Origin of the sequence: Pandoraea capi, assembly GCF_902459735.1 — a bacterium.
Lineage (GTDB): Bacteria > Pseudomonadota > Gammaproteobacteria > Burkholderiales > Burkholderiaceae > Pandoraea > Pandoraea capi.
In genome coordinates this window covers 690238-715233 of the sequence record NZ_CABPRV010000003.1, presented here as the reverse complement: position 1 = coordinate 715233, position 24996 = coordinate 690238, and the positions used below count along the sequence as shown (strand labels likewise).

25 protein-coding genes are annotated in these 24996 nt (G+C 64.7%); 12 read left to right on the top strand and 13 right to left on the bottom strand.

Annotation, left to right across the window (positions count from 1 at the left end):
• Positions 1 to 84: 84 nt before the first annotated feature.
• The 6 genes from purU to phnF all read right to left on the bottom strand — a co-directional run bounded on the left by purU (position 85) and on the right by phnF (position 6953).
• Positions 85 to 957, bottom strand: coding sequence for a formyltetrahydrofolate deformylase (gene purU, locus PCA20602_RS10035; RefSeq protein WP_069340307.1), 873 nt, complete (start codon positions 955 to 957; stop codon positions 85 to 87).
• A 211-nt stretch (positions 958 to 1168) separates the two neighbouring features.
• Positions 1169 to 2020, bottom strand: coding sequence for an NUDIX hydrolase (locus PCA20602_RS10030; RefSeq protein ID WP_150721059.1), 852 nt, complete (start codon positions 2018 to 2020; stop codon positions 1169 to 1171).
• Between the two features lie 97 nt (positions 2021 to 2117).
• Complete coding sequence (locus PCA20602_RS10025; protein WP_150721058.1) at positions 2118 to 4625, bottom strand: GcvT family protein; 2508 nt, start codon at positions 4623 to 4625, stop codon at positions 2118 to 2120.
• 221 nt (positions 4626 to 4846) lie between these two features.
• The gene (phnN, locus tag PCA20602_RS10020; RefSeq protein ID WP_150721057.1) at positions 4847 to 5419 is read right to left on the bottom strand and encodes a phosphonate metabolism protein/1,5-bisphosphokinase (PRPP-forming) PhnN; all 573 of its coding nucleotides are present in this window, start codon (positions 5417 to 5419) and stop codon (positions 4847 to 4849) included.
• Entirely contained in the window at positions 5416 to 6177 is a 762-nt protein-coding gene (locus PCA20602_RS10015; protein WP_174980943.1) for a DUF1045 domain-containing protein, read from the bottom strand. The genes phnN and PCA20602_RS10015 overlap by 4 nt, the downstream gene beginning before the upstream one ends.
• 14 nt (positions 6178 to 6191) lie before the next feature.
• Positions 6192 to 6953, bottom strand: a complete 762-nt coding sequence (gene phnF, locus PCA20602_RS10010) for a phosphonate metabolism transcriptional regulator PhnF (RefSeq protein ID WP_150721055.1) — start codon at positions 6951 to 6953, stop codon at positions 6192 to 6194.
• Positions 6954 to 7046: 93 nt separating this feature from the next.
• Here phnF and phnG point away from each other — a divergent pair, with 93 nt between their 5' ends.
• The 7 genes from phnG to PCA20602_RS09975 all read left to right on the top strand — a co-directional run bounded on the left by phnG (position 7047) and on the right by PCA20602_RS09975 (position 13233).
• Positions 7047 to 7538, top strand: a complete 492-nt coding sequence (gene phnG / locus PCA20602_RS10005) for a phosphonate C-P lyase system protein PhnG (protein WP_083253537.1) — start codon at positions 7047 to 7049, stop codon at positions 7536 to 7538.
• Positions 7539 to 8183, top strand: a complete 645-nt coding sequence (gene phnH, locus PCA20602_RS10000) for a phosphonate C-P lyase system protein PhnH (protein WP_150721054.1) — start codon at positions 7539 to 7541, stop codon at positions 8181 to 8183. It abuts the gene before it with no gap.
• A complete protein-coding gene (locus tag PCA20602_RS09995; RefSeq protein WP_150721053.1) occupies positions 8183 to 9502 on the top strand; it encodes a carbon-phosphorus lyase complex subunit in 1320 nt (439 codons plus the stop codon). The genes phnH and PCA20602_RS09995 overlap by 1 nt, the downstream gene beginning before the upstream one ends.
• Positions 9499 to 10455, top strand: a complete 957-nt coding sequence (locus tag PCA20602_RS09990) for an alpha-D-ribose 1-methylphosphonate 5-phosphate C-P-lyase PhnJ (protein WP_150721052.1) — start codon at positions 9499 to 9501, stop codon at positions 10453 to 10455. Before PCA20602_RS09995 ends, PCA20602_RS09990 begins: the two co-directional genes overlap by 4 nt.
• 38 nt (positions 10456 to 10493) lie before the next feature.
• Positions 10494 to 11267, top strand: a complete 774-nt coding sequence (gene phnK, locus PCA20602_RS09985; protein ID WP_150721134.1) for a phosphonate C-P lyase system protein PhnK — start codon at positions 10494 to 10496, stop codon at positions 11265 to 11267.
• 98 nt (positions 11268 to 11365) lie between these two features.
• Positions 11366 to 12070, top strand: a complete 705-nt coding sequence (phnL, locus tag PCA20602_RS09980; RefSeq protein ID WP_246182111.1) for a phosphonate C-P lyase system protein PhnL — start codon at positions 11366 to 11368, stop codon at positions 12068 to 12070.
• 17 nt (positions 12071 to 12087) lie between these two features.
• On the top strand, positions 12088 to 13233 hold the full coding sequence (locus PCA20602_RS09975; RefSeq protein WP_150721050.1) for an alpha-D-ribose 1-methylphosphonate 5-triphosphate diphosphatase: 1146 nt from the start codon (positions 12088 to 12090) through the stop codon (positions 13231 to 13233).
• Between the two features lie 70 nt (positions 13234 to 13303).
• Here PCA20602_RS09975 and phnE read toward each other — a convergent pair whose 3' ends face one another.
• The 7 genes from phnE to PCA20602_RS09940 form a co-directional block, all read right to left on the bottom strand.
• Positions 13304 to 14110, bottom strand: coding sequence for a phosphonate ABC transporter, permease protein PhnE (phnE, locus tag PCA20602_RS09970; RefSeq protein ID WP_150721049.1), 807 nt, complete (start codon positions 14108 to 14110; stop codon positions 13304 to 13306).
• Between the two features lie 97 nt (positions 14111 to 14207).
• Positions 14208 to 15176, bottom strand: coding sequence for a phosphonate ABC transporter substrate-binding protein (gene phnD / locus PCA20602_RS09965; RefSeq protein ID WP_150721048.1), 969 nt, complete (start codon positions 15174 to 15176; stop codon positions 14208 to 14210).
• Positions 15177 to 15281: 105 nt separating this feature from the next.
• Complete coding sequence (phnC, locus tag PCA20602_RS09960) at positions 15282 to 16157, bottom strand: phosphonate ABC transporter ATP-binding protein (protein ID WP_150721047.1); 876 nt, start codon at positions 16155 to 16157, stop codon at positions 15282 to 15284.
• 528 nt (positions 16158 to 16685) lie between these two features.
• On the bottom strand, positions 16686 to 17441 hold the full coding sequence (locus PCA20602_RS09955; protein ID WP_150721046.1) for a DeoR/GlpR family DNA-binding transcription regulator: 756 nt from the start codon (positions 17439 to 17441) through the stop codon (positions 16686 to 16688).
• A 114-nt stretch (positions 17442 to 17555) separates the two neighbouring features.
• A complete protein-coding gene (locus PCA20602_RS09950; protein ID WP_150721045.1) occupies positions 17556 to 18170 on the bottom strand; it encodes a LysE family translocator in 615 nt (204 codons plus the stop codon).
• A 172-nt stretch (positions 18171 to 18342) separates the two neighbouring features.
• Positions 18343 to 18894 (bottom strand): adenine phosphoribosyltransferase, encoded by a 552-nt coding sequence (locus PCA20602_RS09945; RefSeq protein ID WP_150721044.1) that lies wholly within the window; start codon positions 18892 to 18894, stop codon positions 18343 to 18345.
• Between the two features lie 105 nt (positions 18895 to 18999).
• On the bottom strand, positions 19000 to 20982 hold the full coding sequence (locus PCA20602_RS09940) for a monovalent cation:proton antiporter family protein (RefSeq protein WP_150721043.1): 1983 nt from the start codon (positions 20980 to 20982) through the stop codon (positions 19000 to 19002).
• A gap of 214 nt (positions 20983 to 21196) precedes the next feature.
• On the opposite strand from PCA20602_RS09940, the gene PCA20602_RS09935 reads away from it, so the two are divergent.
• The 5 genes from PCA20602_RS09935 to lptB are packed head-to-tail and all read left to right on the top strand — an operon-like array spanning position 21197 to position 24948.
• A complete protein-coding gene (locus PCA20602_RS09935) occupies positions 21197 to 22177 on the top strand; it encodes a KpsF/GutQ family sugar-phosphate isomerase (protein WP_150721042.1) in 981 nt (326 codons plus the stop codon).
• Between the two features lie 11 nt (positions 22178 to 22188).
• Positions 22189 to 22743: a KdsC family phosphatase gene (locus tag PCA20602_RS09930; protein WP_150721041.1), complete on the top strand. Its 555-nt coding sequence runs from the start codon at positions 22189 to 22191 to the stop codon at positions 22741 to 22743.
• A gap of 24 nt (positions 22744 to 22767) precedes the next feature.
• Positions 22768 to 23439 carry an LPS export ABC transporter periplasmic protein LptC gene (gene lptC / locus PCA20602_RS09925; protein ID WP_150721040.1) on the top strand — a complete coding sequence of 224 codons (672 nt, stop codon included), beginning with the start codon at positions 22768 to 22770 and terminating at the stop codon, positions 23437 to 23439.
• Positions 23436 to 24140 (top strand): lipopolysaccharide transport periplasmic protein LptA, encoded by a 705-nt coding sequence (gene lptA / locus PCA20602_RS09920; protein WP_150721039.1) that lies wholly within the window; start codon positions 23436 to 23438, stop codon positions 24138 to 24140. The genes lptC and lptA overlap by 4 nt, the downstream gene beginning before the upstream one ends.
• Before the next feature lie 37 nt (positions 24141 to 24177).
• A complete protein-coding gene (lptB, locus tag PCA20602_RS09915; RefSeq protein ID WP_069340470.1) occupies positions 24178 to 24948 on the top strand; it encodes an LPS export ABC transporter ATP-binding protein in 771 nt (256 codons plus the stop codon).
• The last annotated feature ends 48 nt before the right edge of the window (positions 24949 to 24996 follow it).

Sequence of the window (24996 nt, the reverse complement as noted above, 5' to 3'; positions counted from 1 at the left end):
CGGGACATGACATCCCGGGCGTTCTCGCTTATGCGCCATGAGGTCAGGCGGCGTTCTACGTCACGCCACGCGGCCTCGCCATCCTCAACGGAAGATCACCGTCTTGTGGCCGTTGAGCAGAATGCGGTGCTCGGCATGGAAGCGCACGGCACGCGCGAGCGCCACGCATTCCACGTCGCGACCGATGGCCGTCAGTTGCTCGGGGTCCATCGTGTGATCCACGCGCTCGACTTCCTGCTCGATGATCGGACCTTCGTCGAGATCGGACGTCACGTAATGCGCCGTCGCCCCGATCAGCTTCACGCCCCGGTCGAACGCCTGATAGTACGGCTTCGCCCCCTTGAAGCTCGGCAGAAACGAGTGGTGGATGTTGATTGCGCGGCCTGCGAGCTTCTTGCACAGATCGCTCGAGAGCACCTGCATGTAGCGCGCCAGCACCACGAGGTCGATGTTGTTGTCCTCGACCAGCTCGAACACCTTGGCTTCCTGCGCGGCCTTCGATTCCGGCGTCGAATTCATCAGCGGCAGATGATGGAACGGAATGTTGTAGCTCGCTGCCAGTTGATAGAAATCCTTGTGGTTCGAGACGATCGCCGGGATTTCGATGTTGAGCTGGCCGGTCTTGTAACGGAACAGCAGATCGTTCAGGCAGTGACCGATCTTCGAGACCATGAGCAGCACACGCGGCTTGATCGACGCGTCGACCAGTTCCCACTGCATCTCGAACTGCTCGGCGAGCGGTGCGAAGTCGCGCTGCAACGTCGCCAGATCGGTTTGTCCCGGCAGTTGCTGGAAATGCACGCGCATGAAGAAGCCGCCGGTAAAGCGATCGTTGAACTGCGCCGAGTCGAGAATGTTGCCGCCGCGCTCGACCAGGAAACCGGCCACCGTGTGGACGATGCCGGGACGGTCCGGGCAGGACAACTTCAGAATGTAGCTATTTTCGATCGGTGCCATGATTGCTCCTGGGCAAAGGCTTGCAATGTCGTTGCAGTGTTGAAATTCGTAAATTCCTGAATTCGGTCGATGGCCGGCAGGTTCAGACGGTCCCCGCTGCCGACGCCATACTCGTCAGGACTTGTCGGGGCATCGCGAGACACGACAGCCCATCAGGCGACGTGGTGATCTCCCGCTGGACCTCGCCGCATTCGCCGCTATCTTTGTCCCGCTACTCGTCCGCTGGCTTGAACAGCGCCTCGATCCCGGCGCAATCCTTCGCGCGAATGGTGCCCTCACGCAACAGGAAGTCGAGACTCGCGAGGCTCGCATCGACGGTCATCTTGCCGCTGGCGATCACCTCGCGCACGCGCCCCGCCGAGCACAACCAGTGCGCACTCGCCTCGCCATCCTGATTCTCGGGGACGAAGCCGCGCGGCAGCGCAAGATCGTAGACGAAAATCTGCTCGGACTGCACGCCCTCCGGAATCTCCGCGAGGATGTGCAGTGTGCGGCCCGGCCGCGCTTCGTTCGCCAGATATGCCGGAATGCCCGCTTCTTCCCAGCACTCCTTGACGAGCGTGTCGCCCACGCCAATCCCGTTGCCGATTCCGCCCGCCGCCGCATTGTCGAGACAGCCGGGATCGGTCGCCTTGAGCACGCTGCGTCGCGCAATCCACATCTTCGGCGCTTCGCCGACGAACCGCGCCGGCACGTAGCCGTTCACATGCACGGCGAACGTGCGCGTGCCGAAAAAGCGCGAGGCAGCCCGCTCGATCCAGGCGAGCGGTGTGTCGTAGAGACGCTGCCGAATGGCGTAACGCTCGTTGCGCCAGCCGGTGATGCGGCCTTCGGCGGCCAGCGTCTCGATCACGGGTGCGAGCGCCGCCGTGCGGGCCTCGCACGAGTCGTGTCGCGGATGAATCCGCACCGCAAGCGAGCTGATCTCGAACACGTCGGGCCAACGGCACAGCGACTCGACGTCGCTACGGCGAATCCACCCATAACGCTGCGAGCCGATCACGAGCGGCAGATGCGCTCGGTCGTCGAAGCGGCGCGCCGCCGCAATACAAGCAAAAGACATACGTCAGAGACCGGACGCGCGCCAGACCCCGGCGCGCGAAAACGAGGCAAAAGCGGCATTTTACAGAAGCGGCGGCGAGTGCGCCTGTGGCAGAGGTCTACGCCTTCACGCGCTCGCCCTTCGGATCGTACAGCGCACGCAACTGCACCCGCGCGTCGAGCAGTTCTCCCGCGAGATCGACCTGGTACCGGCCGGTCTCGACGTAATCGGCCGTCACCGGTCCGTCCGGGTTCGTGAGGAACGCCAGGCCGACGGGCGCGTCGATCGTGTGACCGAATGCCGCCGAGGAGATGAACCCGACCGGTTGCCCGTCGCGCAGCACCGCCTCCCCGCCCCACAGCATCTTGTCGCCCGCCTCGTCCAGGGCCACGCTGACAAGCCGGCGTCGCGCGCCCTTGGATTTGGCAAGTTCGACGGCCGTGCGTCCGGTGAAGGCAATGCCGCTCGCGAGCTTGCATGCGAACGTCAGCCCGGCTTCGACGGGATTCGTGTCCGGCGTCAGTTCCCGTCCCCACGCGCGGTAACCCTTCTCGATGCGCAGCGAGTCGATGGCGTAGTAGCCCGCGTCTTTCAATCCGAACGCTTTGCCCGCCGCATGCAGCGTCTCGTAGACACCGACGGCAAATTCGACCGGCACGTACAACTCCCAGCCGAGTTCACCGACGTAAGTCAGACGGGTCGCGCGCACCGTGGCGTAGCCGAGATCGATCTCGCGGCTGGTGCCGAACGGGAAGGCTTCGTTGGAGAAGTCGGCCTTCGAGACTTGCTGCAATAACGCGCGCGAATGCGGCCCCATGAGCGCCAGCACGGCGTATTGGCCCGTGACATCGACGACGGTGCAATGAGGATCGCCATCGATGCCCGCCGCGCCGGCCATCCCCTCGATGCGACGCTCCAGATAATCCATGTCGCGCGTGGTTTGCGCCGATCCGGTCACGAGCAGGTATCGGTCGGGCGCAAGCCGCGTCAGCGTGAAATCCGATTCGTAGCCGCCGCGCTCGTTGAGCATGCCGGTGTAGACGGTGCGTCCCGGCGGCACGGCGACATCGTTGCTGCACAGTGTTTGCAACACACGCTCTGCGTCGCGGCCTTTGATGAGCAGCTTCGAGAACGAACTCATGTCGAACAGCGCGACAGCCTCCCGACACGCCCGGTGCTCCGCCGCGCTCCATGGATGCCAGTTCTGCTGACCGAAGCTGTACTCGATGGTCGCCTGCTCGGGCGACGGCGCGAAGAAGTTCGGCCGCTCCCATCCCATCTTGCTGCCGAAACATGCGCCCTTCGCGAGCAACGTCGCATAGAGCGGCGAGCGACGGAACGGTCGTGCGGTATCCAGCTCACGATTCGGCCACGGCATCGCGTAATGCAGGCCGAGTGTTTCCTTCACGCGATCGTGCAGCCATGTGTCGTTGCCGTTGAATCCCGCAAAGCGGCGGATATCGACAGGCCAGAGATCCATCGTCGGCTCGCCCGCGACGATCCACTCGGCAAGCGCCATGCCCGCCCCGCCGGCCGAGGCGATGCCCATCGAGTTGAAGCCCGCGCCCACGTAGAAATTCCGCAGTTCGGGGGCTTCACCGAGAATGAAGTTGTTGTCCGGCGTGAACGATTCCGGGCCGTTGTAGAACTGGCGAATCTGCGCGGTCTCCAGCGCCGGTACGCGGATCAGCGCGTTCTCCATGAGAATTTCGAACTGATCCCAGTCGTCGGGCAGCAACTGAAACTCGAAATTCTCGGGAATGCCGTTCATGCCCCACGGTTTGGCGTTCGGTTCGAAACCGCCCATCACGAGACCGCCGACTTCTTCCTTGAAGTAGATGTAGCCGTCCGGATCGCGCATGACCGGCAGGTCGGTGTGCACGCCCGGGATCCGCTCCGTCACGATGTAGTAGTGCTCGGCCGAATGCAGCGGCACGGTCACGCCGCACATGCGCCCCACGGCTTTCGCCCACTGTCCCGCGCAGTTGACGACGATCTCGGCGTCGATGCGTCCGCTCTCGCCCGCCTTGTTGCGCCACGACACGCCGGTCGCCGTGGGAATGCCATTCGGCGACGCGGTATGAATCTGCGTGATGCAGGTGTTCTCGGCAATGCGCACGCCACGGCTGCGCGCACCGCGCGCGAGCGCCTGTGTGAGATCGGTCGGATTTGCCTTGCCGTCTCCGGGCAGCCATACGGCGCCGACGAGATCGTCGGTGCGCATCACCGGCCACAGCTCACCGGCTTCGCGTGGCGAGATCACGTCGCACTGCACACCGTAGGCGCGCGCCACGGCCGCCGTGCGCTTGAGTTGCGTCATGCGCTCGTGGCTGCGCGCCACCGACAGCGAACCGCATTGTTTCCAGCCCGTTCCCAGCCCCGTCTCGGCTTCCAGCTCGCTGTAGAGCTTCGTGGAATAGCGGATGAGCTTCGTCATGCTTTCCTGCGAACGCAGTTGACCGACGAGCCCCGCGGCGTGCCACGTCGTGCCGCACGACAACTGCCCCTGCTCCAGCAGCACGACATCCGACCAGCCTAGCTTGGCAAGGTGATACGCGACGGAACAACCGACGATGCCGCCGCCAACGATGACGACGCGGGCACGAGTGGGCAGAACTGATGACATGGAAGGCTCCGGGAGGCGCCCGTGCCAGCGGCGGAACGTGACGTCGCAGCGCGCCGGTCGGGCAATGTCGTATGCGGTGAAGTGAAGGTTACGCAAAGTGTGCGCACTTTGCAATAATTTGCAAAATAACGACACATGATGCCACATTCACATCACCGTCATGGAAGCGACACGCCCGGCGGACGGGGCATTGCGCCCCACCCTCTATGCCGGTCTCGTCATCAGCCGATGTGCTGCTTCGTCAACAAACCGATAAGACGATCCCCCGCCTCAGCCAGCGCCCCGTCGTTGGAGACCACCGACAACGGGATGCCGTCGGGCGGTGTCCACGACACGCTGTGCGCAACCCGCTTGTCGAGCGCATCGCCCGTCTCGCGCCCCCGGCTGGCCAGACGCATGGCGCGCACCGCCGGATCGACGCGAATCTCCACCAGATGCAACCGCTCGCTGTAGCGGGCCACGACCTGCGTGAGAAACGCACGCGAGCCGTTCACCACGACGTTCGCCCCCGCAGCCAGCCAGGCATCGATCTCGATCCCGATGCCGTATCGGCAATCGTGGCTCTCCCAGTCGAGCGCGAAGCATCCCAGCGAATGCCGCAACGCAAACTCGCCGTGCGACAAGGCGACGTGATTCTCGCCTTCGGACGGGGGGCGCGTGATGTAACGATGCGCGAAGAGCACCGGCACGTCGCTCGTCGACGCGCCGTCCAGACGTGCGCGCGCATACGCGAGCAGCGAATCCTTGCCCGCGCCGGACGGCCCCATCACGTAGTACAGGCGTGCGTGATTCATGCGGCTTTCCCGAATGCGAAACGCTCGAAGCCGTGGAACGGCTCGCCCGGCGTCGGCTGAACGAAGATGGCGAGACTATCGACGCGCATCGGTCCGAGGGCGTCCACGCGAGGTTGCCACCAGTCGGTGATGACGTTGGCATCGGCGGCATCGACGCGATCCGATAACGTCACATGAAAACGAAACTCGTCGAACACGTACGGGTAGCCCCATTGCGCGAGGTATTCGCGTTGCCGGGACGTCAGCAATTCGGGATTGCGTCGCGCCAGTTCAGCGTCGGTGAGCGGCGCACGCAAGGCGTCGAACGCTTCGACGCAGTCGGCCGCCACGGCGTTGACCGCCTTCTCGCCATCGCTCCCGGTTTTCGGACGCAACGCTACGAACCCCGCTCGCTTGCCATTCTCCGTGCCGATCACGTCCGTATGGACTACCAGATCGAACGGCGCGTGACGTGCGGCCACCGCCGTGGCGATGCCCGCCAGATCGCTCAATTGCGCCTGCGGTGCGAGTCGCATCGGCGCCTTGAGCGTGGCGTGCAGGCCGTAGCGACGCGGGTCGACGCTCAGGTCATGCAGCGCGCGAGAGAGGCCGGGGACGTTCGGCGCTTGCAGTTCGCGCCCGGTGATGGCGTCGCGGCCGAGCCAGCGACTGCCTTCGTTCCACCAGCACGAGCCCGGTGGCGGCGCGTAGTACACCGCAAAGCGCGCGACGTTCAGGTCGAGCGCGCCCCGCTCCTGTTCGGTCATTGCGCTTGTCATGGCGCTCACCTCGCTCATTCGGTCCCTCCTTGCACTACGAGTTGCATGCGGTCTGCCGGGAAGTAGGCAATGCCGTACTTGATCGGGTTGCCCGCTTCGTCCACATCCGTACTTTCCACGCTCAGCACCGGTTGCTGACGGTTGATCCCAAGGTGCCGCGCGATGTCCGCATCGGGCATGCGTGCGCCGATGCGACTCTCGCGACGCGTGTAGTCCTTCACACCGAAGACGGCGAGCGCGGCGCTGATCGACTCATGCTGCGCGAAGACATCGGGAAAATCGGGAAGGCGCGTCGCGGGAAACCAGTTCTCGCTGTACGCGAGCGGCAGTTCGATGCCTTGCGGGTCGAGGCTGCGCCGCGTGAGTTCCAGTCGATAGACGGGAGCGCCGACACGCAGCCCGAGCGCCTTCGCCACGGCCCCCTCGGCCTTGAGCTTGTACGCCGAGACGATCTGCTGCGCCGTCTTCAGGTTGTTCTGCGAGAGGTTCTCGGTAAAGCGCGTGCGCCGCCCGATCACGTAACCGATCGCGGCCGCCTGCACGAACGTGCCGCGGCCGTGTTCGACGTTGACCAACCCCTGCTCGGCGAGCCCGAGGATGGCGCGTCGCACGGTATGGCGATTCACACCGAAACGGACCGCGAGATCCGTCTCGCTCGGTAGACGATCATCAGGCAAGCCTTCGCCGTAACGGCGCTCGCCGATCTCTGTGGCAAGAATCTGCGCGATCTGCCGCCAGACCGCAACGCCGCCGCCCCGTTCGAGTTGTGCTGTCATCAAATTGACACCCCGGAAAGTTGTAATGAGGCCGCGAGCAGTACCCCATCGAAGTTATTGCGATCATACACACGTCTATACGACTAGACAATTATGCCAATCACATCTTCCGACACAACGCGTGACGAGGACGGCGGCGCCCCGCAACAGCGGACCGACCGCGCCAAGTGGCTCGCGTTGTTTGCACGCGCGACGCGCGACGAACTCGACGCCGCTATCGCCCGTTGCCCCGACGCCCCGTCCTTCATCTGGCTGCGTGCGCCGCAGACCGGCCTGGTGCTGGTGCAGGGCCGCGTAGGCGGCAGCGGCGACCGTTTCAACCTCGGCGAGACAACCGTCACGCGTTGCACGCTACGTCAGCAGGATGGCGTGGTCGGCACGGGTTACGTGCTCGGCCGCGATGCGGAACGCGCGGTGCGCGTGGCGCGTCTGGACGCGCTCATGCAGATGCCCCAGCACCGCAGTGTGCTCGCGGCCGGTGCGCTCACCGCCATCTCCGAACGTCTGGCTGCCACCGCAGCGCAAAACGATGCCGACGCCGCTGCCAGCCGTGTCGAATTCTTCACCATGGTCCGGGAGGCCTGAATGCTGACGGCAACGATTCCCGACTGGTCGGATCTGCAACCCGGTTTCGACGATCCGGTCCACGACGCGCAGGGCGTCTTCCGCGCGGTGCTCGATGCGCTCGCGCGCCCCGGCCAGTTGCGCAGTGTCGGCGGGCGGCTCGCCCATTGTGACGAAGCCAGCATCGCGGCACGCGCCATCCTCCTTGCGCTGGCAGACGCCACGACGCCGGTGTGGTTGCAGGCGCCGCTCGGCGAAGTGTCGAGCGCGCTGCGCTTTCACACCGGCGCCCCGCTGCTCGGCGACGAAGCAGGGCCGGCAACGGCCCAGTTCGCTTTACTCACCGATCCCGCGAACTGCCCGGCGCTGGAGCGCTTCGCGTTCGGCACGGCCGAGTCGCCGGAGCACAGCGCCACGCTGATCGTCGATGTGCCCGCGCTTCATGAGGGTCATGAAGGCGACACGAATAACGACGCGCTGCGTCTGCGCCTGCGCGGCCCCGGTATTCAGACACATGCGGACGTCACCGTCGGCGGACTGACGGCGGCCTTCTGGCAGGCCCGCGCCGCCCTTGCACCGCGCTTTCCCGCCGGTCTCGATCTGCTGATCGTCGCAGGCGACTCGGTGCTCGGGTTGCCGCGCACTACGCACGTGGAGGTTTGCTGATGTACGTCGCAGTCAAAGGTGGCGAGCGCGCCATCGAACAATCGTGGGACCTGCTCGCCAAAGCGCGACGCGGCAATCCCGACGTCCCCGCGCTCACGGTGACGCAAATCCGTGAACAGATGCGTCTTGCCGTCTCCCGCGTAATGAGCGAAGGCGCGTTGTACGACGAAACGCTTGCGGCACTCGCGATCAAGCAGGCGGCGGGAGATCTCGTTGAAGCGATCTTCCTGTTACGCGCCTATCGCACGACGTTGCCGCGCCTGGGCACCACGACGCCCATCGACACGGCCGCGATGCGCCTGTCGCGCCGCATCTCCGCCACGTTCAAGGACGTGCCCGGCGGTCAGGTGCTCGGCGCCACATACGACTACACGCAACGTCTGCTCGACTTCGCCTTGCTGGCGGAAGGAGAAACGTCGGACGCCCTGCTGCCGGGAGACATGACGAGCGCGACGACGTCAGCCCCCTCGCGTGTCGCGACCGAAGCACCGGCTGCCATGGGGAATGCGGGTAACGCGCCGGACATCCCCGACGTGCCGCCCATCGCCGCCACGACGCGCATCACCGACATCATGAAGCGCGACGGCCTGCTCGAAGCGCTGAGCACCGACAGCAGCGATCCCGAACCGCACGACCTCGTGCATTCGCCGTTGTTCACGCCGGCATCGCGCACGGCGCGTCTGCAAAACCTCGCGCGCGGCGACGAAGGCTTTCTGCTCGCGCTCGGTTACTCGACGCAGCGCGGCTACGGCAACGACCACCCGTTCGCGGGCGAGATTCGTCTGGGCCACGTCTCGCTTGAAATCGAGCCGGAAGAACTCGGCTTTGCCATCGACATCGGTGAAATCGCCGTGACGGAATGCCAGATGGTCACGCAGTTCGGCGGCAATCAGGAAACGCCGCCCCAGTTCACGCAAGGCTACGGACTGGCCTTCGGTCACAACGAGCGCAAGGCAATGGCGATGTCGCTCGTCGACCGTGCGCTGCGCACGAAGGAACTCGGCGACGAAGCCAACTCGCCCGCGCAGCAGCAGGAATTCGTGCTGTACCACAGCGATAACGTCGAGGCGTCGGGCTTCGTGCAGCACCTGAAACTGCCGCACTACGTCGACTTTCAGGCCGAGCTGGAACTGGTGCGCCGCCTGCGCGCCGAGCACGCGGCGAAGTACGGCACGCAGATCGACGGCAGCCATGTCGATGGAAGCCGTGCCGACGCAGGCGATGCCAACGACACGGGCACCGGCACCGGCACCGAAGGAACCCGGACCGAGGGCAGCGTCACCACGCCTGCCGTCCAGAACACTCAGGAGGCAGCATGAACCCCGCCGCCACATTGCACGACACCCCCGACACCGCGACCCGGAGCGCATCGACCACCACCGACGGCTACAACTTCGCGTTCCTCGACGAGCACACCAAACGCATGATTCGCCGCAGCCTGCTCAAGGCCGTGGCGATTCCCGGCTATCAGGTGCCGTTCGGCAGCCGCGAGATGCCGCTGCCTTACGGCTGGGGCACGGGCGGCATTCAGGTCAGCGCCGCCGTGATCGGCTCGGACGACACGCTCAAGGTCATCGATCAGGGCGCAGACGACACGACCAACGCCGTGAACATCCGCCGCTTCTTTGCGCGCACGGCGGGCGTGGCCACCACGACGAAGACGTCGGAAGCCACCGTCATCCAGACCCGTCACCGCATTCCCGAAGTTGCGCTGCACGACGGTCAGATCCTCGTGTTTCAGGTGCCGATGCCCGAACCCATGTATCGCCTGGAGCCGCGCATCAACGAGTCGCGCAAGCTGCACGCACTCGGCGAGTATGGCCTCATGCGCGTACGTCTGTACGAAGACATCGTGCGTCACGGCGCGATCGCCACGACTTATGACTATCCGGTGATCGTCAACGGCCGTTACCTGATGTCGCCGTCACCGATTCCGAAATTCGATAACCCCAAGCTGCATATGAACCCGGCGCTGCAACTCTTCGGCGCGGGACGCGAACGACGTCTGTACGCGATTCCGCCGTACACGTCGGTCGAGAGTCTCGACTTCGACGATCACCCGTTCGAGATCCAGAAGTGGGACGCGCACTGCGCCCTGTGCGGTGCGACCGACAGCTTCCTCGACGAAGTCATCACCGACGACGAAGGCTCGCGCATGTACGTGTGCTCGGACAGCGATTACTGCGGCGATCGTGCTTCGGCCAGCATGGCCGACGTCGCGCATGCCGCCCATGCCGCCCACGCGTCGAAAGCCGCAAAGGAGAACGCATGAACGCGGTCATTGATACAGCGCTGCGCGCTGCGGCGCCGATGGACGAGCCGCTGCTCCAGGTCGCAGGGCTGGGCAAGCATTACGGCGATCGCATCGGCTGCGCCGACGTGAGCTTCGATCTGTGGCCGGGTGAAGTGGTTTGTGTCGTTGGCGAGTCCGGCTCGGGCAAGTCGACGCTACTCAACGCGCTCGCCCTGCGCCACGAGATCGACGCAGGCTCGCTGCACTATCGCGGCACCGACGGCACGCTGCACGATCTGTGCGCGCTGGACGAAGCGCACAAGCGCCGCCTGCTGCGCACCGAGTGGGGTTTCGTCGAGCAGAACCCGCGTGACGGACTGCGCATGAACGTCTCCGCCGGCGGCAACATCGGCGACCGTCTGATGGCCGTCGGCGCACGTCACTTCGGCGACATTCGCGAGAAGGCGCGTCACTGGATGGCGCAGGTCGAACTCGATCCGTCACGGGTCGACGAAATGCCCGGCGCGTTCTCCGGCGGGATGCAACAACGTCTGCAAATCGCGCGCAATCTGGTCACCGAACCGCGTCTGGTGTTCATGGACGAGCCGACCGCCGGTCTCGACGTCTCGGTGCAGGCACGTCTGCTCGACCTGCTGCGCTCGCTCGTGGAGCGCCTTCATCTTGCCGCCATCATCGTCACGCACGATATCGGTGTGGCGCGACTCATTGCGCACCGTCTCATCGTGATGCAGGCGGGCCGCGTGGTCGAAGCCGGGCTGACCGATCAGGTTCTCGACGATCCCCAACATCCCTATACGCAATTGCTGGTCTCCTCGGTGCTGCCCGTATGAACTCCGGAACTCAATTCACGCCGTCGGCCACCTCGACCACTTCGGCAACTTCACTCGGTGATGCAGCGCTCACGCCCGGCACGCGCGAGGACGACGTCATGCTGCGCGCGCACGGTCTGCACAAGACCTTCCGCCTGCACGCGCAGGGCGGCGCCGCGATTCCCGCGCTCGAAGGTATCGATCTGACGGTACGGCGCGGCGAATGTGTCGCGCTCGTCGGCCCTTCGGGCTCGGGCAAGAGCACGCTGCTGCGCTGTCTGTACGGCAACTACCTCGCCGGCGAGGGCCGCATCGAGATTCGTCACGATACCGGTCAGGGCGAGCGCTGGGTCGACATCACGACCGCCACCGCGCGCGAAGTCCTGTCCGTGCGTCGCTCGACGCTCGGTTACGTCAGCCAGTTTCTGCGCGTGATTCCCCGCGTGAGCACGCTGGACATCGTGGCGGAACCGCTGCGTCGTCTGGGCCACGGCGAAGCCGATGCAACGGGACGTGCGCGCGACCTGCTCGCGCGCCTGAACATTCCCGAGCGCCTCTGGACGCTCGCGCCGGCGACGTTCTCGGGCGGCGAACAACAGCGCATCAACATCGCGCGCGGGCTGATTGCCGCCGCCCCCGTGCTGCTGCTCGACGAGCCGACCGCGTCGCTCGACGCCCGGAACCGCGCCGTGGTCTCGCAACTGATTACCGAAGCCCGTGCCGCAGGTAGCGCCATCGTGGGCATCTTCCACGACGAGGCGACCCGCGACGAAGTGGCGACGCGCACGCTCGCCATGCGTCCCGTGCTTCGTCCCGCTCATTGATCCCCCGGAGTTTGTCCATGCTTATCAAGAACGCTCGCATCGTCACGCCCGATACCACCTTCACAGGGGTCGTAGAAGTGCGCGAGGGTCTCATCCACTCGGCCGAAGAAGGCACCACGCAGGCCGCCGAGGCCATCGACTGGGAAGGCGACTATCTGGTGCCGGGTCTGGTCGAGTTGCACACCGACAACCTGGAAAAGCATCTGGCGCCGCGCCCCGGGGTGTACTGGAACACGCACGCCGCGTTCGCCATTCACGACGCGCAGGTCGCAGCCGCCGGCATCACCACCGTCTTCGATTCGCTGGTGATCGGCGAGCGCGACGCCTCCGGTCTGCGCAGCCGCAAGGTGCAGGCGGAGTGCGGTCAGGCGCTGCTCGACACGATTGCCGCCGGGCTCTTCCGTGCGGATCACTTTCTGCATCTGCGCTGCGAGATCGCCACGCAGGACGCGGCGGACACGTTCGCCGACATGTGCAATCACCCGTTGCTGCGTCTCGTGTCGGTGATGGATCACACGCCGGGTCAGCGTCAGTGGCACGATCCGGTGCTGCATCGTCAATATCACGAGCGCAACGGCAAGGTGCCCGACGCGCAATGGGACGCGATGCTCGCCGATCTGAAGGCGCAGCAGGAGAAGTATGCGATCCCGCATCGTCGCACCATCGTCGAGATGAGCCGTGCGCGTGGCCTGCCGCTCGCGAGCCACGACGATACGTCGCTCGAACATGTGGAAGAGGCCGAGCGCGACGGCGTGGCGCTGTCCGAATTCCCGACGACGCTGGTGGCAGCCCGCGCAGCGCACGAGAAGTCGATCGGCGTGATCATGGGGGCGCCGAACGTGGTGCGTGGCGGCTCGCACTCGGGCAACGTGGCGGCCGCGGAACTCGCGCGCAACGACGTGCTCGACATCCTGTCGTCGGACTATGTGCCGGCGAGTCTGCTGCAAGCGGCGTTCCAGTTGCACAACGATCATGCCGACTGCGGCTGGACCCTGTCGAAGGCCATGCGCACGGTGTCGTGGAACCCGGCGCAATCGGCCGGCCTGACGGATCGCGGCGGCATCGCACCGGGTCTGCGCGCCGACATGGTGCGCGTGGCCACCCGCCCCGGCATGCCGCCGATTCCGCGTGAGACGTATATGGTCGGGCAGCGCATCGCCTGAGCCCCGTACGTCATCTCATGAGAAAGGCCGCTGATGCGGCCTTTTTCGTTACGACACCACTTGCGAAACGTCAGATCACCATCTTGCGCACGCGCGCCGAGAAGATGTCGATGCACGTCACGACGATGACCATGATGACCATCACCGCACACGTCTGCGCGTACTGGAAGCTGCGGATCACTTCGTAGAGCACCACGCCGATGCCGCCGGCGCCGACCATGCCCACCACCGACGCGGAGCGCACGTTCGACTCGAAGCGGTACAGCGTGTACGAAATCCACAGCGGCATGACCTGCGGCAGCACGCCGTACAGAATCTCGTCGATGGCGCGAGCGCCCGTGGCACGCACGCCTTCGACCGGACGCGGATCGATCGCTTCGACCGCCTCGGCGAACAACTTCGAGAGCGTACCCGTCGTGTGCACCCACAGCGCGAGCACACCGGCGAACGGACCGAGACCGACGGCCACGATGAAGAGCATCGCGAACACCATTTCATTGATCGCGCGGCAAGCGTCCATCACGCGACGCACCGGCTGGTAGACCCACGCCGGCACCATGTTCGACGCGCTGAGCAACCCCATCGGAATCGAACACACCACCGCGAGCGCCGTGCCCCAGACTGCGATGTGAATCGTTACGATCATCTCGTGGACGTACACCCGCCAGTCGTGGAAGTCGGGCGGGAAGAAATCGTGCGCGAACTGGCTCATGTTGCCCGAATCGCGAATCAGATCGAGCGGACGCATGTCGGCGCCGCTCCACGACCACACCAGGACCAGAAAAAAGATGCCCCAGCTGATGAGGGAGAGCCACGAACGCTTGGGCGGCTCGCCCGGCAGTCGGCCATTGGCAGTAATAGATGCGCTGGTGTTCATGTCGAGTACCACGAGTCGTACCGGCTCGGTAGCCGCCGGTGAGGAAATTAAGACGGCCGACCGTTGCCGGTCGACCGTCTGCCACCACAAGCCTTGCTTACTTCGTCTTGTTCAGTTCTTTGTCGAGCGCTGCCAGCTTGCCGTCGAGATCGGCCAGTTGCGTCTTCTTCTTGGCCGCATCGACATTGGCGTCCTGCTCAAGCTGCACCTTCTGCTTGAAGAGTTCGAGCTGACGGATCGGCAGCAGTTGCGCATCCGACGAGGCACGGAAGCCGCCGTAGTTGTAAATGTTCTTGAGCACTTCCTTCTCGTGCGCGTCCTTGCCGTAGGCGAGGAAGAAGTCGCGAATCTTCTTCTTCGTGCCGTCCGGCAGGTCCTTGCGCCACAGCAGCGGGTCTGACGGAATCAGCGGCGACTTCCAGATCACGTGAACCTGCCTGGCCTTCTCCGGCTGTGTGGCTTCGAGCTTGTTGAGCTCTTCGGTGTTGTTCGTCGCCACGTCCACCTGATTGTTGATGACCGCCATCAGGTTCGCACCGTGATTCGAGCTGCGCGCCGTCTTGAAGTACGTGCGCGGATCGATGTTGTTCTTGGCGAAGACGTAGTAACCCGGCACCAGCGTGCCCGACGTCGAGGTCGGATCGCCCAGACCGAAGTTGATCTTCTTGCCGTTCTTGATCACGTCCTCGAGCGTCTTGTACGGGCTCGATGCGTTCGAGATCAGCAGAGAGTAGTAGCCTTCGGTGCCGTCGGCGTACATGATCTTCGCGAAGACTTCGCCTTGTGAGCGGTCCACGGCTTCCATCGCGCCCTTGTTGCCCATCCACGCGAGCTGCACCTTGTTGAAGCGCATGCCTTCGATCACGCCGGCGTAGTCGGTGGCAAAGAACGGCGTCACCTTCAGACCCGTTTGCTTCTCCATGTCGTCGATCAGCGGCTGCCAGCGTTGACGCAGCGCGGCGCTGGAATCGGTCGAGATGATGCCGAAGTTGATTTCCTGCGCGTGTACCACCGCCACCGAGGCGATCATGGCCGCGCCGGCCAGCAGGGATTTCCACAATTTCATGAGAGCAAGCTCCTGGTCAGATAAGGCCTTGGTTAAGGCTTAAGTACGACGGTTTGAGGCGGTTTGAGACGGTTTGAGACGAAATGGGTGAGTCGTGCGCGAGGTTCAGGAAAGGCTCAGCGACATCGACGTCAGGAACGGGGCTTCGGCCTCGGCCGGCTTCGCGCTGGCGTCGACGGCGGCGCCTTCCGCTTCGTCCGTCGATTCGTTGAGCAACTCGCTCGCCTGCACGCCGTACAGGCGACGCAGCAGGTCCGGCGTGAGCGCCGACGACGGACCGTCGTACACCACGCGACCCTGATGCAGCGCGACGGTGCGCACGCAGTAACGCATGGCCACGTCCACCTGGTGCAACGAGACCACGACCGTGAGTTTGTGATCGCGATTCATGCGCGCGAGCATGTCCATCACCTTGCGTGCCGACTCCGGATCGAGCGACGCAATCGGTTCGTCCGCGAGAATGATCTTTGCACCCTGCACGAGCGTGCGAGCGAGCGCCGCGCGCTGCTGCTGACCGCCGGAGAGCGTGCTCGCGCGCTGGAACGCCAGATCGGCGATGCCGACTTCTGCGAGCGCTGTCAGTGCGGCCTGACGCTCGGCCGACGTGAAGCGGAACATCAGGCTGCGCCACAGCGGCACGCGGGCGAGCAGGCCCGTCAGCACGTTGGTGATGACCGGCAGACGGCCAACGAGGTTGAACTGCTGGAAGACGAAGCCGATGTCGCGGCGGATCTGACGCACTTCGCGCACGATGCGTCCGTCGCGCTGAATCGGGCGACCGAGAATCTCGATGCTGCCCGGCTGCTGGTCGGCCGGGACAAAGCCCGCAATGTGACGCATCAGCGTCGACTTGCCCGAGCCCGACGCCCCGATCAGGGCGACCATTTCGCCCGGCATGACTTTGAGTGCCACTTCGTCCAGAGCACGGCGGCCGCTGCCGAAAGTCTTGGTCAGTCGCTCGATTCGAATCGCTTCGTCCACGGTTCACCTGTCAGTCAGATTGCCGGTCGGCCCCGATGCCCGGTGGCTGGCGACATCCCCACCCGGGGTGTCGGTGCCGCATCGCTCGACTAGCTGTTTTGTGGCAATTTGTGCCAAAAGTGAACGCAGTCTAAAAAGCGCGGATGACAACACAGTGACAATCGATCAGCTTTTTCCGGGATGGCGAAAACCCTTATCTACTCAACGAGTTGCCAATGTTTCAGGGCGCACGAGGGACTTCGCAACGCCGACGGGACCGTCAGGAGGGATGAGATTGTGCGGCACCGTTCGTCGAGCGACGAAGGCACTTTGTCTACATATTTTTGAAAAACCGCCGCACGTGTATTGACTGGAGAAACGGCAGCAAAAGGCCGCGCCGCAAGGCTTCCCAAAAGGTATAGACGACGAGACTTTTGCGGTGAAGCGCACACGTCTTGGCGACGTGTGGCGTGGTGTGGCGACGTATGGCGCGCTCCCCGATGCCGAGATTCTGGCGGGTTGCGGCGCGTTGGTGCGCGTCGGCCAGCGTCAGGCGATCAGCAGTTCCGGACCGCGCGCACGCAGTTGGGCCAGCATGCTCTTGTGCGGCGCGGCGTCGCTGATGAGGTAGCGCGCGGCTTCGAAATGGCGGATGCGCACCGGGGTGACACGTCCGAACTTGGTGTGGTCCGCGACCACGGCGGCAACGTTCGCGCACAGCAACATGCGCGCACGCAGTTCGGCCGCAGCCCGGTTGAAGTCGGTGATGCCACCGTCCTCCGTCAAGCCACCGACACCGATGAAGGCGAAGTCGGCATGGTATTGGGCGATCTGGTTGATGGCGTCCCAGCCCTGCACGGCGTCTTCGTTGTCCTGCAACTCGCCGCCGAGCAGCGTGACGCGGTTGTCGTGATGACGGCCGAGCAAACGCGCGATCTGCCAGTCGTTCGTGTAGATGCGCAGGCGATGCTTCGAGAGCAGCGCCTGCGCCACGGCACGGGTGGTCGTGCCGTAGTCGATGATCACCGACGCACCGTCGGGCACCAGCTCCGCTGCGCGCACGCCGATGGCGCGCTTGCCCACGGCGTTGACGTTCTCGCGCAGCGTCCAGTCGGGCTCGCTGCGATCGGCCGCCAGTGCGCCGCCGTGCGTCATGAGCAGCAATCCACGGGCGGCGAGCGTGTTGAGGTCGCGTCGCACGGTCTCGCGCGAGACACCCAACTCCCGCACCAGATCGCTGATGGCGAGCGCGCCGGTCTTGGCGAGTTGTTCAAGCACGTATTGTTGGCGTTGTTCGGCGAGCATGATCGGACAATGTCAGTGAAACGATTGAACTGCGAATTCTTGAGGACCGGACTTCAGCACCCGGGAGATCCGGCAGACGCGACAGATGCGTCGCGAGTGCGGGCGCACACCGGCTTACCCCTGCAACGCGACGCGCAGGCCCAGACCGATGAAGATCGCACCGGCCACGCGATCGAGCCAGCGCCCCGCGCCGGGGCGACGCTTGAGCCACGTGCCCAGCACGCCTGCGAACCAGCCGTATGCGCTGAACACGACGATGGTCTGCCCCATGAACACGAGGCCGAGCAACAGCATCTGCCAGCCCGGATGGACCGCATCGGCACTGACAAACTGCGGCAGGAATACGAGGAAGAACAGCGTGACCTTCGGATTGAGCATGTTCGCGAACACGCTCTGGCGAAACACGGCCATGAGCGGCTGCGGCGTGGCGTCGTTCGCGAGCGCCAGTGCGCCGCGCGCGCGCAATGCCTTGATGCCGATCCAGATCAGGTACGCCGCGCCGGCCAGCTTGATCGCCTCGAATGCCCACGGCGATGAGCGCAGCACGGCTGCCAGACCGACGGCAGCAATCGTCGTGTGAAAGAGGCAGCCGAACGTGAAACCGGCAGCCGCCGCCAGACCCGCACGACGCCCCTGAGCGATGCCGCGCGCAATGACCTGCATGTTGTCGGGGCCCGGCGCGAGCGTGATCGCCACCGAGGTCAGCAGGAACAACCAGAGATTGGGCATCGGAGCGTTCAGATCGTGGGGCCGGAGGCGAGTTCGGCAGCGAAATCGCAAGCCGGCGGCAGTTTCAGGAGACAGCGTCTGGGTTGGGTATTGCGATAACTGCGGCGATAACCAAGGCGTTCCCGGGCAATGATCAAGGCATGACCCGGGCCATGGCCGGGGCAGGCACGACTCAATGCCCTTCGAACGAGCACAGCAGGAAGAGCTCCAGACCGGCGTCGCGAATCAGGCGCGATCCGCCTAATTCCGGCAGGTCGACGATGGCCGCGCCTTCGATGACCGTGGCACCGAGCCGCTCCAGCAGTTTCTTGCCCGCGAGCATCGTGCCGCCCGTGGCGACCAGATCGTCGATGAGCAACACGCGGTCACCGGGGCCGCACGCGTCGGCATGAATCTCGACCGTCGCACTGCCGTATTCCAGCTCGTACTCTTCGGCAACCGTCTGATACGGCAGCTTGCCTTTCTTGCGAATGGGGATGAATCCGATGTTCAGCTCGTACGCGAGGATCGAGCCGAGAATGAAGCCGCGTGCGTCGAGACCCGCGATGTAGTCAGGCCGCTGCGCCATGTAGCGATGCACGAACACATCGATGAGCACCCGCAAGGTGCGCGGGTTCTTGAGCAACGGGGTGATGTCGCGGAACTGCACGCCGGGCGAGGGCCAGTCCGGCACGGTGCGGATCTGGCTTTTGATATAGGCGGCAGGGGACTCGTCGATCTGCACGGGGATCCTTCTTTGGGTACTGATAGGGAACACGCCACATTATGCCAAAAAGGCCCGATGTCCCTATCGATTCCCGTATTGCTGACGATTACCGACGATTGCTGACTATTCCCGCCCGAGCAAGCGCATTTCCGCTTCGACGAGCTTGTCGGGCAAGCCGCGCAGCACGACGATGTCCTCAGCCATCAGACGCGTCTCCGCCACCGGCTCCACGCCGCGAATGCCATGCCGGCGGATCGCCGTGACCGTCACGCCAAGCTTGTCGAGACGAAGCTCGCCGAGCGTGCGGCCGACCGCTTCGGCATTGAGCGTGAGCGGCACCGATTGCAGACGCACCTGCTCGCGCTCGCCGTCTTCGTCTTCGTCATCCAGCCCATGGAAGTAGCCGCGCAGCAGGCTGTAGCGCTCGTTACGGGCCTGTGCCACACGGCGTAACACGCGGCGCATCGGCACCCCCATGAGCACCAGCGCGTGCGACGCGAGCATCAGACTGCCCTCCACGATCTCCGGCACGACTTCGGTCGCCCCGGCCGCGATCAGGTCGTCGATATGCGTGTCGTCGACGGTACGCACGACCACGGGCAGCGTCGGCTCCAGCGCCTGCACCTGGGCGAGCACCTTGAGCGCCGCCGGCGTGCTGTCGTACGTCACCACGATCCCCGCTGCGCGGTGAATCCCCGCCGCGACAAGCGCCTCGCGCCTTGCCGCATCGCCGAACACGACCGTTTCGCCGGAACTGGCGGCTTCCATCACCCGGTCGGGGTCCAGATCGAGCGCCACATAGCCGATGCCCTCCTGTTCGAGCATGCGCGCCAGGTTCTGACCGCATCGGCCGTAACCGCAAATGATGACGTGGCCCGAGGTCTTGATGCTCTGCGTGGCGATCTTCGTCATCTGCAACGATTGCATCATCCATTCGTTCGCGACGAAGCGCAGCGCGATGCGATCGGCGTTGATGATGAGGAACGGCGCGCACAGCATCGAGAGCAGCATGCCGGCGAGCACCGCCTGCGAGAGCGACGGGTCGAGCAAGTTGCGATCGATCACCAGATTGAGCAGCACGAAACCGAACTCACCCGCCTGCGCAAGCCCGAGACCGGTGCGGATCGCCGTGCCCGGCGGGCTGCCGAACAAACGCGCGAGACCGGCGATGAGCGTGAACTTGACGATCAGCGGCCCGACGAAGAACAGCAGCACGAGCAACGGTTGCTTGAGCACGATGGTCGGGTTGAGCAGCATGCCCGTCGTGATGAAGAACAGGCCGAGCAGCACGTCGCGAAACGGCTTGATGTCGTCTTCCACCTGATGGCGAAACGGCGTCTCCGCGATCAGCATGCCCGCGATGAATGCGCCCAGCGCCATCGACAGCCCCAGATGCTCCGTGATGTAAGCCAGTCCGAGCGTGAGCAGCAGCAGATTCAGCATGAACAGCTCTTGCGAGCGGCGCGCCGCCACGATGTGGAACCAGCGGCCGACCAGCTTCTGGCCCAACCACAGCAGCAGCGCGAGCGCGCCCGTGATCTTGAGCGCCGCGAGCGACAGCGCCAGCACCAGCGCCTTCGAGTTGCCGCCGAGCGCGGAGATCACGATCAGCAGCGGCACCACGGCCAGATCCTGAAACAGCAGCACGCCCATGATGTTGCGGCCGTGCTCCGTCTCCAGTTCGAGCCGCTCGGCCAGCATTTTCGTGACGATGGCCGTCGAAGACATGGCCAGTGCGCCGCCCAGCGCCACCGACGCCTGCCAGGAAAACGACCAGAAGAGGTTGACGAGCGCGCCCAGCCCGACGGCCACGAGCAATGTGCCCAGGACCTGAGACACGCCCAGCCCGAGGACCACCCGCCGCATGCTCTTGAGCTTCGGTAAGGAAAACTCGATGCCGATGGAGAACATCAGGAACACGACGCCGAACTCCGCCAGGTACTGCACGCGTTGCGAATCCGAGGCCAGACCCAGCGCATGCGGGCCGATGACGATGCCCACGCTGAGGTAGCCCAGCATCGGCGGCAGATGGAGCATGCGAAACAGCACCACCCCGACGCAGGCGGCAAACAACAGGACGAGAGTGAGTTCGAGCGGCGATGCCATCAGCTAGGGTCGGTTTCCTGAGCGATACGTTGTCAGCGGGGTGTTTTGTCGTGCATGGGTCTGGCACATCTCATGCAAGACACATGCCAGATTACGTCTGGATGTCACGCCTGGAGCGGAAACCTTGCCGCTTCAGGCGATGTCCCGAAAGGCGCTGGGCCAGGCGTGGCGCGGCTGTCCTTCGACGCCACGTCCGTTTTGATATACTCCGCGCATGATAGCGAAAATCAATCCAGGCCGGGCACTAGAGGTCGCCCGGGAGGTGTTGCGCACTGAAGCCGACGCCATCGAACGCGTGTCCGCGCACCTCGACGACAGCTTCTTCGAAGCGGTCTCGCTTCTGCTCGCCTGCAAGGGACGCGTGGTCGTCACCGGGATGGGCAAGTCGGGCCATATCGGCCGCAAACTTGCCGCCACCTTCGCCAGCACCGGCACCCCCGCCTTCTTCGTACACCCGGCCGAGGCCAGCCACGGCGACCTCGGCATGATTACGGCCGACGACGTCGTCGTCGCCCTGTCGAACTCGGGCGAAACGGGTGAACTGGTCAGTATCCTGCCGATGATCAAGCGCATCGGCGCCAAGCTCATCGCCATGACAGGCAACGCCGCCTCCAGCCTCGGGCGCCTGTCCGACGTGCATCTCGACGCCCACGTCGAGAAGGAAGCGTGCCCGCTTGGTCTTGCGCCCACGGCCAGCACCACGGCAGCCCTCGCGCTGGGCGACGCCCTCGCCGTCACGCTGCTCGACGCACGCGGTTTCGGCGCCGAGGACTTCGCCCGCTCGCATCCGGGCGGCGCGCTCGGCCGGCGTCTGCTCACGTTCGTGCGCGATGTCATGCGCACCGGCGACGCCATTCCCCGCGTGCGCTCCGACGCCAATCTCTCCGACGCGCTGATCGAGATGACCGCCAAGGGCCTCGGCATGACCGCGATCGTGGACGCCGATGACCGCGTCGTCGGTATCTTTACCGACGGCGATTTGCGTCGTTTGTTCAAGCGTACGCTCGATTTCACTTCGCTGAAGCTGGCCGACGTCATGAAGGCCGGCCCGCGTACCATCGGCCCGGATCATCTCGCCGCGGAAGCCGCCGAGCTCATGGAGCGCTTCGGCATCATGCAACTGCTCGTGACCGAGAACGACCGCCTCGTCGGTGCGCTGAACGTCCACGACCTCTTCGCCGCCAAGGTCGTGTGAGTTTCCCGTCCATGAGTCATCCCAGCACCACGCCATTCGACGCTAACGACGCCACCGCACGGGCGGCGCGTCTGCGCGTCATGGTGTTCGACGTCGACGGTGTCCTCACCGACGGCGGCCTGCGCTACGGCCCGGCAGGCGAAGTCATCAAGACGTTCGATTCGCTCGACGGGCACGGCCTGAAGCTGCTCGCCGAAGCCGGTATCGTCACGGCGATCATCACCGGACGTCAATCCGACATCGTCGCCAAACGCGCGTCGGATCTGCGTGTGGCACACGTCTATCAAGGGGTGCACGACAAGCGCGCCGCGTTCGAGGACCTGTGCGCCAAGGTGTCCGTGACGGCCGACGTGTGCGGCCACATCGGCGACGACTGGCCCGATCTGCCGGTGCTCACGCGCGTGGGCTTCGCGGCTTGCCCGGCCAATGCGCACGCCGAAGTGAAGGCGCGCTGCCACTGGATCGCCGACACGCGCGGGGGCGAAGGCGCCGTGCGAGAACTGTGCGACTTCATCCTGCGCGCGCAGGGGCGTTACGACGCCCTGCTCGCCGAAGCGCTCGCCTGACGCGTCGAGGGAACCGATCCACTCATGGCCATTCAACGCGTCTCTCCGTCTACGCTGCTTGCCATCGTCGTTCTGGCGGGGCTGGCAGCGGGCACGTACTGGCTGGTGCAGCGCACGCTGCCCTCGGACGCCGATCGCGCGCCGTACGTGAAGCAACACATCCCCGACTACTATGCCGACGACATGGTGATCTCCATGTTGTCGCCGAACGGCACGACGCAGTACCGTGTCAACGCCGTTCACATGACGCACTTCGAAGACGATCAGACGACGGCCATGACGATGCCGGCCGTGCGCGCCTTTACCCCGGATCAGCCGGAGGTGACCGCCACGGGCAAGCGCGGCACGCTCAACGCTGACATGTCGATCGTCGATCTCTACGACGACGCTGTCGTGGTGCGTCAGCCGGGACCGCGCGACCCGGAAATGCGCGCGCTCTCCGAGCACTTTCAGGTGCTCGTGAATGAAGACATCGTGCGTACCGAAAAGCCCGTGCAGTTGTTCCGCGGGGCATCCGTGATGTACGGCGATGGCATGATTTTCAATAACATCACGCGCGCCGTACAATTGCTCGGCAATGTCCACGGCACGATCCAGCCGGCGGAGCTGGGCGGAAAACCGCCTCCCCGTCAGTCCGCTGCGCCCACCGCGCCGAGCGCGCCACCTCAGACTAAACAGGGCTCCAAGACCCCATGACCGATCGCCTTCACCTGCGACCCGCCTTCTCGTCCCTGCGTACGCTTCGTGCCCTGCGCGCGCTGGCCGCCGCCTTCGCCGTTCTCGGCGCGCTGGCCTCGCCGCTCGCCCACGCCGAACGCGCCGACCGCGACAAGCCGCTCAACATCGAGTCGGATCACATGAGCTATGACGACCTCAAGCAGGTCAACATCTTCACGGGCAACGTGACGATGACCAAGGGGACGATTCTCCTCAAGGCCGATCGCGTCGAAGTGACTCAGGATCCGGAGGGCTATCAGTACGCCACGGCTTACTACAAGCCGGGCGGCCCGCTCGCCTACATGCGTCAGAAGCGCGACGGCACGGACGAATACATCGACGGGTGGGGCCAGACGATCTATTACAACGGCAAGACCGAAGTCGCCACGCTCACCACGCAAGCCACGCTCAAGCGTCTGGCCGGCGGTACCAAAGTGCTCGACGAGATTCACGGCAGCATGATTACGTACGACACCTACAATGAGGTCTACACCGCCAACAGCGGCTCGGATCAGGTCAACGCCAACAATCCGAACGGCCGTGTGCGCGCCACCCTCGCCCCGCGCAATGCCACGGGTGCGCAGGCAACGCCGCCTGGCGCGAGCAAGCCGGCCGCAGCCCCCAAGGGCGATATGTCGCCGCTATCGCCCTCCAAGTCCATCGGGAATCCGCGTGAGTAATTCTGCCAACAGCACCGCCAGCAGCAACGCCTCGACCATCAATCAGGGCGCGGGCCTCGCCGGCAAGCCGAGCGCACTCGTCGTACGCTCGCTCAAGAAGCAGTACGGCGCGCGTACCGTCGTGAAGGACGTGTCGCTCGACGTGAAGAGCGGCGAGGTCGTCGGGCTCCTCGGACCGAACGGCGCCGGCAAGACCACGTCGTTTTACATGATTGTGGGTCTGGTGCCCGCCGACGACGGCGAAATTCAGCTCGACGGCAACCTCATCAGCGAACTGCCGATTCACGAGCGCGCCCGCATGGGCGTGTCGTATCTGCCGCAGGAAGCATCGGTATTCCGCAAGCTCACGGTCGAAGACAACATTCGCGCCGTGCTCGAATTGCAGGTCGATGCGAACGGCAAGCCGCTCAAGCGCGACGAGATCGAGCGCCGCATCGAATCGCTGCTCGACGAGCTTCAGGTGAGCCATCTGCGCGAGAATCCGGCCATGTCGCTCTCGGGCGGAGAGCGTCGTCGCGTGGAAATCGCCCGTGCGCTGGCCACGCAACCGCGTTTTATTTTGCTCGACGAACCGTTCGCGGGCGTCGATCCGATTGCGGTGCTGGAAATTCAGCGCATCGTGCGCTTCCTGAAGGACCGTGGCATCGGTGTCCTGATTACCGACCACAACGTGCGCGAGACGCTCGGCATCTGCGATCACGCCTACATCATCAGCGAAGGCTCGGTGCTCGCCGCCGGCACGCCTGACCAGATCGTCGCGGACGAAAGCGTCCGTCGCGTGTATCTGGGCGAAAATTTCCGGATGTAAAGCAAATTTTTCGCATGTAAACCCTGCCTCCGATAGGAGGTCAGGCCG